Source organism: Actinoalloteichus spitiensis RMV-1378 (assembly GCF_000239155.1).
GTDB lineage: Bacteria > Actinomycetota > Actinomycetes > Mycobacteriales > Pseudonocardiaceae > Actinoalloteichus_B > Actinoalloteichus_B spitiensis.
Map to the genome: position 1 here is coordinate 1 of NZ_AGVX02000173.1, position 12,465 is coordinate 12,465.

General features: G+C 72.4%; 13 protein-coding genes and 1 CRISPR repeat array. Of the genes, 2 read left to right on the forward strand and 11 right to left on the reverse strand.

Annotated features, from left to right (window positions below; translation table 11 throughout):
- Positions 1-10: 10 nt before the first annotated feature.
- From ACTIDRAF_RS0208990 to ACTIDRAF_RS34845, 5 genes are all read right to left on the reverse strand, one after another.
- On the reverse strand, positions 11-1,045 hold the full coding sequence (locus tag ACTIDRAF_RS0208990) for an NAD-dependent epimerase/dehydratase family protein (protein ID WP_016698402.1): 1,035 nt from the start codon (positions 1,043-1,045) through the stop codon (positions 11-13).
- 354 nt (positions 1,046-1,399) lie between these two features.
- A complete protein-coding gene (locus tag ACTIDRAF_RS32640; RefSeq protein WP_003402602.1) occupies positions 1,400-1,501 on the reverse strand; it encodes a 30S ribosomal protein bS22 in 102 nt (33 codons plus the stop codon).
- Between the two features lie 377 nt (positions 1,502-1,878).
- The gene (locus ACTIDRAF_RS0209000; protein WP_016698403.1) at positions 1,879-2,091 is read right to left on the reverse strand and encodes a helix-turn-helix domain-containing protein; all 213 of its coding nucleotides are present in this window, start codon (positions 2,089-2,091) and stop codon (positions 1,879-1,881) included.
- Between the two features lie 174 nt (positions 2,092-2,265).
- On the reverse strand, positions 2,266-3,102 hold the full coding sequence (gene proC, locus ACTIDRAF_RS0209005; protein WP_016698404.1) for a pyrroline-5-carboxylate reductase: 837 nt from the start codon (positions 3,100-3,102) through the stop codon (positions 2,266-2,268).
- 264 nt (positions 3,103-3,366) lie between these two features.
- Positions 3,367-3,633, reverse strand: a complete 267-nt coding sequence (locus ACTIDRAF_RS34845) for an Imm1 family immunity protein (RefSeq protein WP_016698405.1) — start codon at positions 3,631-3,633, stop codon at positions 3,367-3,369.
- 140 nt (positions 3,634-3,773) lie between these two features.
- On the opposite strand from ACTIDRAF_RS34845, the gene ACTIDRAF_RS34850 reads away from it, so the two are divergent.
- Both ACTIDRAF_RS34850 and ACTIDRAF_RS34855 read left to right on the forward strand, forming a co-directional pair.
- Entirely contained in the window at positions 3,774-4,607 is an 834-nt protein-coding gene (locus ACTIDRAF_RS34850) for a helix-turn-helix domain-containing protein (RefSeq protein WP_083886178.1), read from the forward strand.
- The gene (locus ACTIDRAF_RS34855) at positions 4,604-4,786 is read left to right on the forward strand and encodes a DUF397 domain-containing protein (RefSeq protein ID WP_016698407.1); all 183 of its coding nucleotides are present in this window, start codon (positions 4,604-4,606) and stop codon (positions 4,784-4,786) included. The genes ACTIDRAF_RS34850 and ACTIDRAF_RS34855 overlap by 4 nt, the downstream gene beginning before the upstream one ends.
- Before the next feature lie 226 nt (positions 4,787-5,012).
- Positions 5,013-5,407: direct repeats of the CRISPR family, unit length 29 nt; unit sequence CGGCTCACCCCCGCTTGCGCGGGGCTTTC.
- A gap of 526 nt (positions 5,408-5,933) precedes the next feature.
- Here ACTIDRAF_RS34855 and ACTIDRAF_RS27950 read toward each other — a convergent pair.
- From ACTIDRAF_RS27950 to ACTIDRAF_RS0209050, 6 genes are all read right to left on the reverse strand, one after another.
- Positions 5,934-6,815: a proline dehydrogenase family protein gene (locus ACTIDRAF_RS27950; RefSeq protein WP_016698408.1), complete on the reverse strand. Its 882-nt coding sequence runs from the start codon at positions 6,813-6,815 to the stop codon at positions 5,934-5,936.
- 107 nt (positions 6,816-6,922) lie between these two features.
- Positions 6,923-7,846: a sugar phosphate isomerase/epimerase family protein gene (locus tag ACTIDRAF_RS0209030; RefSeq protein ID WP_016698409.1), complete on the reverse strand. Its 924-nt coding sequence runs from the start codon at positions 7,844-7,846 to the stop codon at positions 6,923-6,925.
- Positions 7,847-7,851: 5 nt separating this feature from the next.
- Positions 7,852-9,099 (reverse strand): hypothetical protein, encoded by a 1,248-nt coding sequence (locus ACTIDRAF_RS31895; protein ID WP_016698410.1) that lies wholly within the window; start codon positions 9,097-9,099, stop codon positions 7,852-7,854.
- 513 nt (positions 9,100-9,612) lie between these two features.
- Entirely contained in the window at positions 9,613-10,293 is a 681-nt protein-coding gene (locus tag ACTIDRAF_RS0209040) for a response regulator transcription factor (RefSeq protein ID WP_016698411.1), read from the reverse strand.
- Positions 10,290-11,498: a sensor histidine kinase gene (locus ACTIDRAF_RS0209045; protein WP_016698412.1), complete on the reverse strand. Its 1,209-nt coding sequence runs from the start codon at positions 11,496-11,498 to the stop codon at positions 10,290-10,292. The genes ACTIDRAF_RS0209040 and ACTIDRAF_RS0209045 overlap by 4 nt, the downstream gene beginning before the upstream one ends.
- Positions 11,499-11,626: 128 nt before the next feature.
- Positions 11,627-12,379, reverse strand: coding sequence for a phosphoglyceromutase (locus ACTIDRAF_RS0209050; RefSeq protein ID WP_016698413.1), 753 nt, complete (start codon positions 12,377-12,379; stop codon positions 11,627-11,629).
- Between the last annotated feature and the right edge of the window lie 86 nt (positions 12,380-12,465).

Sequence of the window (12,465 nt, forward strand, 5' to 3'; positions counted from 1 at the left end):
CGCCGCCGGTTCAGCGTCGTCCGAGCACGGTCGCGGCCCGGATCCGCTCCCACCCCTCACCCAACCGGTCCGCGTCCACCCACGGGCGCAGCCCCCGGCCCCGCACGAAGTCATCAAACACCTGGGCCGTCGACCACCGCGGCACGAAACCGGCGTTCTCCCGCAGGGAGGTGGTGTCCATCACCTGACCGAAGTCCGGGGTCCCGGACTCCGGCGGCCAACCGAGCGGGACCAGCCGGCGCAGCACACCGCCGACCGGGCGCAGCGCCGGCCTGGGCAGCGCCACCGGCAGCCTGCCCGCCCTGCGCACGGCCTGGGTGAGCGTCAGCACGCCGTCACCCGCCACGTTGTACACGCCCGGCAGGTCGGTGAGGGTGGCGAGTCGGGTGACCGCGACGGCGTCCTCGGTGTGCACGAGTTGGAGGCGGGGATCGTGACCGAGGGGAACGGGTACCGCCGGCAGCGCGAAGTACCGGGACAGGACGGTGTCGGCCCGGGGGCCGAGGAAGTTGCTGAAACGGAGCGTGGTGGTGACGACGTCGGGCCGCCGTCGCGCGAAGCCCCGCAGGTAGCCCTCGATCTCGGCGGCGTCCTTGGCGTAGCCGCCGCTGGGCAGTTCGCGCGGTTCCGTCCGCTCGGTGAAGACCGCCGGATCCCGGGGGCTGCTGCCGTAGACGGCGCTCGTCGACTTCAGGACCACCCTGCGGACCAGCGGCGAGGTCTGGCAGGCGGCGAGGAGCTGCATCGTGCCGATGACGTTGAGTTCCTTGTTGAGCGCGCGACCGCCACCAACGGGTTCCGGGCTGACCGAGGTGTGCACGACCGTGTCCACCCGGGCGGCGGCGATCACCTTGGCGATCAGCCTGTTCCTGATGTCGGCGCGGATGAACTCCGCCCTGCCCAGCCTCCGCCGGACCTCGGGGGAGGGGGGAACGGTGTCCACGCACAGCACGCGCTCGATGTCCGGGTCGGACGCCAGCCGCATCGCGAGCTGGGCTCCCAGGAACCCGTTCACACCGGTCACCAGGACGACGCGAGGTGTCATGGTCTGGCTCCCATCACGTGGTGTCGGGACCACGGCGGCACCCGTCCAGACGGACCGGGTCGCGGCCGACACCTCGCTGGATCGCCGACGAGACCGCTGGTGCCAGGCTACGAGACGTCACGAGGGCCGCGACAACCGACGGGTGACCGTTCCACTCGATCGGCGCAATCCGGCGGGCTGAGCCGGGTCACGGGCGGCCGATCGGTTCACCCGGACGCCCACCGCCCCGCGGGGAACGGACGAGCCGGGTGGACGGCGCCGGCCGGCCGGTCGCCCATGACGCGCGGAGCCGCCACCGCGACGCCGCTGGGCGTCGCGGTGGGCCACCTGCGGGGCGGACCGGCCGGCTCGGACTCACTTGCCGAGCTTGCGCCGCTGCACGCGGGTCCTGCGGAGCAGCTTGCGGTGCTTCTTCTTGGACATCCGCTTGCGACGCTTCTTGATGACCGAGCCCATACGGGTCCCTCGCAGTTCTCATCGTCTCTTGGTGCGTTCCTCGCACCACGCGAACCGCGAGTCGAGGACCGCGGGAACACGTCGGGTGCGAACGGCCTACCAGCGTACCCGGGTCGGTAGCCGGTCCTCGCAGCCCTGTCCGGGCGCCGGCGTCGGCCACCGGGGCGGGGCGGGGGCACGGGACGCGCCGGGCCGGGTTTCCGGCGCCGCGCGGGCGCCGAGACGGATCGCGCCCTCCCGCGCCGGTGGGCCGGGGGACGAGCACGGTTCCGGGAACGATCGGTGGACGCGTTCGGGAGCGACGCGGGCGGTGGTGGACGCGGCGCCTGGTGGAGTGACCCGGCTGCCGACCGGACGGCCGGCAGCCGGACGCTCGCTCATCCCACGTCGTAGTACGACTTCTGGAGATAGGCGTGCACGGTCTTCTCCGGGACGCGGAACGACCTGCCGACCCGCACCGCGGGCAGTTCACCCGAATGGACCAGTCGGTAGACCGTCATCTTGGACACTCGCATCATCGCCGCCACTTCGGCGACAGTCAGGAATCGAACCTGGCCGAATCCGTTGTCATGCTCCCTTTGCGTCAACATAGCCACCGTTTCCTTCGGCACCTGCCGCGCCGCCGGGCTTCCCCTCCCAGCGGTACCGACACGCACGTGCTGCTGTCGAGGGTAACGGTGCCCCTGGTGTTCCTGCGACGCACGAGCGAGGCGGCCGAGGGGCGCACGACCGGCGGGAGCCGCGCTGACCAGGCCGGACCCGGGTCAGCTCCCGGTTCCCTCGTGGGCTCTGCCCAGTTCCACCGACCGGTCCCTGGCCGCCTCGATCGCGTCGATCATCGCCGCCCGCACGCCGTGCTTCTCCAGTTCCCTGATCCCGGCGATCGTCGTGCCGGCCGGAGACGTGACGGCCTCCCGGAGGATGACGGGATGGCTCTCCGATCCACGGAGCATGGTGGCCGCGCCCACCGCCGACTGGATGATCAGCTCGGCCGCCGCCGCCCTGGGCAGTCCGAGCAGGATGCCCGCGTCGATCATCGCCTCGACGAGGTAGAAGAAGTAGGCCGGGCCGGAACCGGACAGCGCGGTCACGGCGTCCTGCTGTTCCTCGGGGACCCGCAGGACCCGGCCCACGCTCGCCAGCAGTTCCTCCACCAGCGAGAGGTCGTCCTCGGACGCGTGGCTACCGGCCGAGATGACGCTCATCGCCTCACCCACCAGCATCGGCGTGTTCGGCATCGCCCGCACCACCGGCGTGCCCGGCGGCAACCTGCTCTCGTAGAGGGCGGTGGGCAGGCCCGCGCAGAGCGAGACCACCAGCGGGAGGCCCCTGTCCGCCGGGCGTTCGGCCACCGAGCCGCTCAGGTCGTCGAGCAGCGGCTCGATGTCCTGCGGTTTCACCGCCACCACCAGGACGTCGGCATTCACGGCTGCCTCGGCGACCGCCACCGCGTCAACCCCGTGCCGCCCCGCCAGCTCCTTCGCCCGGCCCGGGTGGCGCTCGGTGAAGGAGAGCGTGTCGGGCTGGTGTCCGGCTCGGATCAGGCCGGAGAGCAACGCCTCGCCGATCTTGCCCGCACCGAGTACTGCGATAGAACTCATGGAGGGTGAGCCTGCCAGCTCGCGCTCCGCCGACGCACGCGTTCCCGCCGAGCCCGCCCGATCGGTGGGATTCTCGCCGGGGCGCGGGACCCGGCCCCCCGAACGCCTGCGTGGGGCCTCTCGGCCACGACAGCGATCAGCCGACATCGTCGGGCTCGACCCCCGCTCGCGCGGGCTTTCCCGCACCACACCGGCGGCGCCGCGACCGGGACGGCACCTGCTTCGTCATCGCCGGACTCGCCCACCAGGCGGGCGCGGGCGTTCTCAGTACCAGTCCCCCGGCTGCCACTGGACGCACTCCGGCCGGCGGCCTATCTGGAAATACTCCGCGACGGCCCGGCGCACCTGCTCGATCGGTAGCGACGCCGACGGCGGGAAGAACAGTGGGACGGACGGGTCGAACGGAACAGCTGACCAAGAGGAGACCACCATTTTCGGGTCCGGGTTGCTGTGCTGCCCAGAACCGTCGACGTGGTATTCGACCAGGACCGCGACGACGACCACGAGGACAGCCGGTACGACGACGTTCACACCGGTAAGAAGCGATCCACTCGTGCGCTAACCTCAATCCCTAACCGCGACTTCTCATTCCGTCATAACCGGTCGCGACTCAGTCGACTAGTGCGAATCGACAGTCAGCGAATAACCCGTAAGCATGAAAGGACGGCAGCATGGCGCGCTCGCCGGCAGTCCTGGCCTTGGGCCGCGCCCTGGCACAAGCCCGCACCGCAGCGGGCCTGAGCCAGCAGCAGGCAGCCCGACAGCTGGGAGTCAGCCAGTCGCTGATATCCCGATCTGAGCGGGGTTCACGGACACCGGACGCCGGCGCCGTCGCCCGGATGATCGAGCTCTACGACCCGCCCGGCGCGCTCCGCGCCGAGCTGGGAGAACTGGTCGACACCGTCACCGTCCAGCAGTGGTCTCCGGTCGGCGCCGACGAGATCGCCGAATCGTTGACCGATCTGGAACGCTACGAACGCGACGCCAGCTCCATCACCGAGATCCACCCGGTCCTCGTCCCCGGCCCGCTCCAGACGCGGGAGTACGCCGCAGCGCTGCTGGCGCACGGGGAGACGCCGACGATCGACATGGACCAGGCACTCGCGATGAGGGAACGTCGGCGGGCCCACGTCCTCGGCGGCGAGGTGGGTTACCTGGCGATCATCGACGAGCTGGCGCTTCGGAGGACCACACCGCCCGGCGGGGTCGACGTCCGTCGCGGCCAGCTGTCCGCGTTGCGCGAGTGGTCACGGCTGCCCGCCGTGACGGTCCGCGTCATCCCCGCCGAGCGGGGCTTCTACCGGGGCCTGGTCGGCGGGATCGAGATCATCGAGTTCGATGACGCGCCGGCGGTCGTGCACCTGGAGCACTACCGGTCATCCACCTGGCTGTACAGCGAACGGGACGTCGCACCCGTGGTCGCGACGAGAGACCACCTGCTCGGCGTGGCCCTGTCGGAGGAGGAGTCGCGGACGCGGCTGCGCGCACTGGAGGGCGAGCTGTGACACGGTGGCGCAAACCTCGACGATCCGTCTCGTCGTCCAACTGCGTCGAGATCGGTACGGGAGCGAGCGAGGTCGTCGGCATCCGCGACACCAAGAACCGGGACGGCGGAACACTCCTCGTGCACCGGGCCGCGTTCGCGGCCCTGGTCGACGCCGTCAAGGCCGGTCGCCTGCACTGACGGCCCCACCAGCCCCCCGACTCCACGCGGAGCCGGGGGCTGTTCTGTGCCGCCCGGCCAGTGGGTCGGCACGGGCGCACCACCAGCCCCGTGCCGGGACCGGAACATCACTCCGGACACGCTCCTTCCCGCCGCCGAGGGGTGACCGGGTACCCGGTCGCGAGACGCGGCTCACCCACTTGCGCGGGACTTTCAGCTGGAGGGCGGCCTGCCGCGCCCACGTCGTCGGCTCACCCCTGCTTGCGCGGGGCTTTCCCACCGGCGCCGCCGCCGGACCGGTTCGGGCGCGGCTCACCCCCGCTTGCGCGGGGCTTTCCCTACGGGCGGGGTGCGGAACTGGTCGCGCTGCGGCTCACCCCCGCTTGCGCGGGGCTTTCCGACGGCGGAGTTCAGATCCCCGGGGGTAGCCCGGCTCACCCCCGCTTGCGCGGGGCTTTCGACGGCGCGGCGGCGAACCGGTGCACCCGGATCGGCTCACCCCCGCTTGCGCGGGGCTTTCTCCGGCGATGCCCCGACCACGATCCGCCGGCCCGGCTCACCCCCGCTTGCGCGGGGCTTTCACCTGGTCACAGCATGTCTCCTTCGTCTCGAGCGGCTCACCCCCGCTTGCGCGGGGCTTTCCCTTTCCGACCTGCGCCAATGGAAGGCCGTTACCGTTTCTTGACCTTGGGCGGTTCGGCGCCACCGTTGGCGCCGGTGCCGGTGATGGCCGCCCCTTCCCGGCGCGGCCGGTCCCCTTTGGACTCGCGACCGTGCCCTCGACCGCCGCGACTCGCCACCGCCGGCCTCATCACGTCGCCCACCGTACCGCCGCCACCGCCGGCCCCCGTGCCCCAACGCCCGCACCGGTGCCCGGCCATCAGGGCACGCCCACCGACGTCCCCAGCTGACGTCCCCGTCCGCCACTGGCGACCACCGTGGCGGCCCGCAGGCGGAGCACCACCCCCGAGGACCGGGCCTGCCGTGCCCACCGCGTCGCGGGAACGGCACACCAGCCGGTGGTGCCAGGCCACCAACGGCGGCCGCTGGCTACGCCCGCCCGCAGGTCCGGTCCTCGGCACCGGACAGCCCCGGTGCGGGGCCGCGCATCGCCGAGGCGGAACCCGGGAGCACCACGACGCCGGCCTGGGACGGCAGCAACCCGAGTTCAGCGCCCCGGTCGACGGGCGACCGGCGCCCCCTCGTCCACCCCGAACGGCACGACCGCGCGCAGCGCAACCCCCGCCTCAGTCAAGCGGCGACGCTCCGAGGCCGGCAGCCCGGCGGGCACCTGGCATTCGAACGAGCCGACCTCCCGGCGGTGCCACCGCGCCGCGCCGACCACGACGCCGAGCAGCCGGGGGCCGGGCACGGCGAACACCGGCCGGCAGGCACCGGCGAGGAGGGCGCGGGCACAGCGCACGTACTGGAGGTCGACCTCGTGGGGGTCGGACACCGCGACCGACGCCGACTCGGGGTGGGACGCCGGGCTCAGCACGACCCGGGAACCGGCGCGCGAGTGCGCCACGCAGTCCTCGACGGTCCGGTGGAGGTTCGCGTGCAGCACCACCCCGAGGCCGCGCCACCGGTCGCGCAGCGAGCCGGCGACGGCCAGGACCTGGTCCACCGAGGAGTGGTCCTCGGTGTCCAGGGTGACGGTGCACCCGACGCGGTGGGCGAGCCCGCAGATCCGGTCGAGGTTCTCCTCCGCCAGGCCGACGTCCAGCGCGAGCCCGCAGCCCGAGGGCCGGAGCCCGATGTCGACGAACGGGGCCAGTCCGGAGAGGTCGATCTCGCCAAGCAGGTCCAGCAACTCCTGGGTGGCCCGGACCGCCGCGCCTCGGTCGGTGGCGCCCTCCACGAGGTGGTCGAGGCGGACTCGACCGAACCTGGCGACGAGGCGACGGGCCGCCAGCACCGCCCCGACCGCGTCCTTCCCCGCGTTCTGCCGGGTGCGCCGGCGGGTCACGACGGACCGGCCGCGCACGGCGTCGTTCCTCGCCGCGGCCAGCGCGGCGCTCGTCAGGAGAACCCGGGCCCTCGACGGCACGCTTCGATGGAAACACCGTCACCGGCCCCGCGCGAGACTCCGCCCGGGTGGACCTTCCGGTGACCCCGGGGGACGGGACGCGCGACCGCCGCCGTCCCGGGCGACGGTCACTCCGGACCGAGGTGCTTCCTGGCGAACAGCAGTGCCTCGGTGAGTTCGGCCGCCCGTTCCCCGGGCGCGCGGGCCTTCCGGGTGTTCACCTCGAGGACGACGGCCCCGTCGAACCCCGACGGTCGGAGGCCACGGAGCAGTTCGGCGCAGGGCTGGTTGCCCCGCCCCGGGAGGAGGTGCTCGTCGCGGGGCGCGCCCGTGCCGTCCCCGAGGTGCACGTGGCGCAGGCCGCTGCCCATCCGCTCGGCCAGCAGCAGGGCGTCGGTGTGGGCGACGGCCGCGTGGGACAGGTCGAGGGTGTAGCTCCGGTAGCCGGCCTCGGTGGGGTCCGGGGAGGGGTGGAAGGCGGACACCCGCGGGGGCCAGGAGTCGCGCAGCTGACTACCGATCAGCTGCTCGCCCTTGAGGTAGGCCCCCATGAGCTGCGAGTTCATCAGCCGGGACGACAACGGCCCGGAGCCGGGGGGCCGGGTTCCGAGTTGCCGGTTGCCCAGTGGCCGCACCGGGAACATGTTCTCCACGGCGACGGTGATGCCGGTGTCGTCCTCCAGCTCGGCGACGAGGTCGGAGAACATGTCCGCGTAGCGGCGCTGCCAGCGGAACGGGGGGTGCACCACGACCGTCGCGGCGTCCAGGGTCTGGGCCGCCCGGACCGCCTGGCGGAGCCGTTCGACCGGGTCGGAGGACCACACCCGCTGGGTGATCAGCAGGCAGGGCGCGTGCACGGCCAGCACGGGAACGCGGTACTGGCCCGCCAGGCGCCGGACCGCCGCCGGGTCCTGGCTGACCGGGTCGGCCCACACCATCACCTCGACGCCGTCGTAGCCGAGCTCGGCGGCGAGCCGGAAGGCTCCCTCCGCCGGCTCCGGCCACACCGAGGCCGTGGACAGGCCCACGGGGATTCTGGTGCCGTCGCCCACGAGGCTCACGTCCCCAGCAGGAGCAGGGCGGCCGGCGACACCGTGACGATGAGCCCGACCAGCACGGTGAACAGGGTGGTCTGGAGGTCGTCGCTGCGGCGGATCTTCCGCACGAGGAAGACCATGCCGGTGATGACGAGGAGCGCGACCACCAGGGCAACGGCCGGGATGTTCAGCCAGAGCCACTGGAAGACCAGCCACAGCCCGGCGCCGCCCACGACACCGGCGACCAGCTGCCCGATCATGAGCAGCCACTCCTTGACGGGCGACACCGGCTTCTCGGCCGGTTCCTCGACGGCCTCCTCGGCCGGGTCGTCCTCGTCGTCGTAGTCCTCGTCGTAGTCGTCCGACTCGTAGTCGCCGGACTCGTAGTCGTCGTAGTCCTCGTCGTCCCGCCGGTCCGGCGCCCCCGGTTCCGCCTCGGGTCCCGGCGCCACCGGCGCGTGCTGCCGCGTCTCCGGCGGCCTCGGCGCGGGGTCCGGGCCGTCCTCCCGGTAGGCCTCGACCTCCCCGGTCTCGAACCAGCCGGTCCCCACGACGGTGCGCTCCGCGTCGGAGCCGGGGTCTAACGTGCCCGAGGGGCCGTCGAGGATGGAGCCGCCGAAGTTCTCGCCGCCGACCCGGGGGAACTGCTCGGTGTGCGGGTCGTCGGGAGGTGCGTCCAGCCGTCCCCCGAGGTCGGACGCCGCGACAGGCCCCTCCCCGGTGAGCGGCGGGTACTGGGCGGTCATGTCGGGGTCGACCGGGTAGAGCACCGTCTGGTCGGAGGGGAACTGGCCGGCACCGGGGTGCGGGGGGCGCCCCCCGGCCTCGGGGTGCCGGGCGGGGCCCTCGCCCCGATCCCGGTCGACCGGGTAGTCGGTCTGCGGGTAGTCGCTCTCGGCCGGGTAGTCGCTCGCCGTCGGGTAGTCGTTCTCCGGGTAGGCGGGGGGCGGGTAGGCCTGGTCCGACGGCTGGTGCGGCGGCTCGGCAGGCCGCGGGGGCACCGGTCGGCTCTGCGCGCCGGGAACCGGGCGGGGCGGCGGCTGGTACTGCTGCTCCTCGGAACGGGGAGCCTCGTCGGTCTCCTCGACCCGGCGGAGGTTGCCGCTCTCGGACAGCACCCGGTCGATGATGGCCTGCGGAGCGGTGTCGGTGGGGTCCTCGGCTCTGCGGCGGCGACGACGACCGCCGCCCCCCTTGCCGCCGTAGGCGGCCAGCAGCTCCGCGACGCTGCGCTGGCCCTCGCTCTCCGACCGGTTATCCCGACTCATCGCTTCCACCGTGCCCAGTAAGGCGTCGTTCGTCCAGTGACTCGTTCCGTCACTCGCTCGGTTCGCCGGGGCGCTGGAACAGTCACAGCAGCTCGTTCTCTCCTGTTTGAACCATCTATCCGACAGAGCAGGTGCGATGCCCTCGCTCCATACTGGCAGCAAACAGGCAGGGGCCGGACGAGTGACCGAGCACGGGTCGTGGCCCGCGTCACCCCTCCCCGGTCTCCGGAGAAGGGCCGGCAGCCGAGTCCTCCCGGACCAGTGGTGGTTCTCCGCACTCCCGCCGGGCCCCCGCCCTCGGCGTTCGTGAACGGTGCCCCGGCACCGGCGTCGGCCGTGACCGCTGGCACCCCGACGACCAGCTCCCTCGGGAGCCACGACGACGTCGGGTCGTGACAGGGCCGCGTCCCCACCTGCCGCGAACGCTCGACGGTGGTCGAACCCCGCGGGACGTGACACGCTACGTTACCTCGTTCCGAGGCACGACGTCCCGCTGGCCGCGTGGGCGAGGCCTCAGGCCTCGAACTTGTAGCCGAGCCCGCGCACCGTCACCAGGTGCCTCGGATTCCCGGGGTCGGGCTCGATCTTGGACCGCAGCCGCTTGACGTGCACGTCCAGCGTCTTGGTGTCGCCGACGTAGTCCGCGCCCCAGACCCGGTCGATGAGCTGGGCGCGGGTGAGGACCCGGCCGGAGTTCCGCAACAGGTACTCCAGCAGGTCGAACTCCTTCAAGGGCAGTGTGACGTCGGCGCCACTCACCGTCACGACGTGACGTTCGACATCCATCCGCACCGGGCCGGCGGCCAACACCTGGGGCGCGGTCTCCTCCGACTCGCCGCCACGGCGGAGCACGGCCCGGATCCGCGCGATCAGCTCCCGGGCGGAGTACGGCTTGGTGACGTAGTCGTCCGCGCCGAGTTCGAGCCCCACGACCTTGTCGATCTCGCTGTCCCTCGCGGTCACCATGATCACCGGGACCGACGACCTGGCACGCAGCTGCCGGCAGACGTCCGTCCCGCTCATGCCGGGCAGCATCAGGTCGAGCAGCACGATGTCGGCACCGTTGCGGTCGAACTCGGCCAGCGCCTGTTGACCGTCGTTGACCACTGCGGGGGTGAAGCCCTCCCGGCGCAGCATGAACGCCAACGGATCGGCGAAGGACTCCTCGTCCTCGACGATGAGCACCCTCGTCATGGCTTTCCTCCCGAGTTCCTGGGTTGCGCGGAGATCGTGGTGCCCGTTCCACCGGCGGAGGCGGCGGCGAGTGGCCGCTCCTCTCCCCCGCGCGGTTCCTTCGCGTCGAGGGCCGGCAGGCTGAGCGTGAAGGTGGACCCGGTGCCGGGCAGGCTCCAGAGCCGCACCGAGCCGCCGTGGTTGTTGGCGACGTGCTTGACGATGGCCAGTCCGAGTCCGGTCCCGCCGGTCGCCCTCGACCTGGCCGGGTCCACCCGGAAGAACCGTTCGAACACCCGTTCCTGGTGCTCGGGAGCGATGCCCAGCCCCCGGTCGGTGACCGCGATCTCCACCATCCCCTCCCGCAGGCGGCGGGAGACCGACACCGCGCTGCCCTCCGGGGAGTAGGCGATCGCGTTGGCCAGCAGGTTGGACAGCGCGGTGGTGAGCAGCACCCCGTCCCCCGCGCACATCAGACCGCTGTGCGGGTCCGTGGTGACGGTGATGCCGGCGGCCTCGGCCGTCAGCCGGCACCGGCCGAGGGCCTCGTCGACGACGGCGTCGACGGACACCGGGTCGGGGTCGGGAAGCGGCTCCGCGCCCTGGAGGCGGGAGAGCACGATGAGTTCGCTGGTCAGGGCGCCGAGCCTGGTGGCCTCGTGGCGGATCTTCTCGCTGAAGCGGCGCACCTCGTCCGGCTCGTCGGCCGCGTCCAGCATCGCCTCGGCGAGCAGGGCCAACGCGCCGACCGGTGTCTTCAGCTCGTGGCTGACGTTGGCGACGAAGTCGCGGCGGGTGGCCTCCAGTCGCACGGCCTCGGACTCGTCCGCCGCGTCGACGACCGTGAACCCCTCACCGAGAGGACGCACCTCGGCGGCGACGGCCTCGGGTCGGCGTTTGCGGGCGCCACCGGTGGGCGGGAGGTCGACCGCGATGACCCGGTTCTCCGCCAGGGCCCGTTCCGCCGCCTTGCCGGCCCTGGGGTCGATGACGTTGGCGGTGACGACCCCCAGTTCCACCGCCCGCTTGTTGTGGAAGAGGACATCGCCGAAGCGGTTGAGGACGGCCACCCCGCTGTGCGAGGAGCTCACCAGCCTGCGGAGGAGCTCCGCGACGGTGACGCCGCCGTGTCCTCGGCGCGGCCGTCGCTCGGAGAGTCGTCCGGCGACGAAACCGAGGATCCCGCCGACGAGCACGAGGCTGATCGACAGGGCAAGGTAACCCATCCCGGTCACGTTCCGAATCGTAAGCACGAGACCACCCGGTTAGCCCAGCCCTGCCGCCCAGGACGTGACAGTAACTACACCCTGGGCGGCGGGGTTGCGCATTCCGTCACCGGGTGTTCACTCTCTGGTCAACGCCCCTGGTTGGCGACCGCGTCGATCGCCTCGGCGGCCGCGTCGGGATCCAGGTAGGTCCCGCCGGGAACGACCGGCATGAGCTGCTCGTCCAGGTCGTAGCGCAGGGGGATCCCGGTGGGGATGTTCAGCTTGGCGATGACCTCGTCGGACACCCCGTCGAGGTGTTTGACGAGGGCGCGCAGCGAGTTCCCGTGGGCCGCGACGAGCACGGTGCGCCCCGCGCGCAGGTCGGGGACGATGCTGCTCTCCCAGTAGGGCAGCAGCCTCGCCACGACGTCCTTGAGGCACTCGGTGCGGGGCAGTTCGTCCCCGAGCTCGGCGTACCTCGGGTCGCCGTCCTGCCCGTACTCGGCGCCCGGCTCGATCTCGGGCGGCGGGGTGTCGTAGGAGCGGCGCCAGAGCATGAACTGCTCCTCGCCGTAGGCCTCCAACGTCTGCTTCTTGTTCTTCCCCTGGAGGGCGCCGTAGTGGCGCTCGTTGAGCCGCCAGTCGCGGCGCACCGGGATCCAGTGCCGGTCCGCGACGTCGAGCGCGATGTTGGCGGTGGAGATCGCCCTGCGCAGGAGGGAGGTGTGGAGCACGTCGGGGAGCAGGCCAGCCTCGGCCAGCAGTTCGCCGCCTCGACGGGCCTCCGCCTGCCCCTTCTCCGAGAGGGGGACGTCGACCCATCCCGTGAACAGGTTCTCCGCGTTCCACGTGCTCTCCCCGTGGCGGAGGAGCACCAGGGTGCCTACTGCCTTGGTCATGCGCCCAGCCTGCCAGGTCCGGCGAGGGGGCGACCGGCGACGTCGGCTCGTGGCGGTGTTCCCACCGCCGCGCCCGGCCGGCCTCC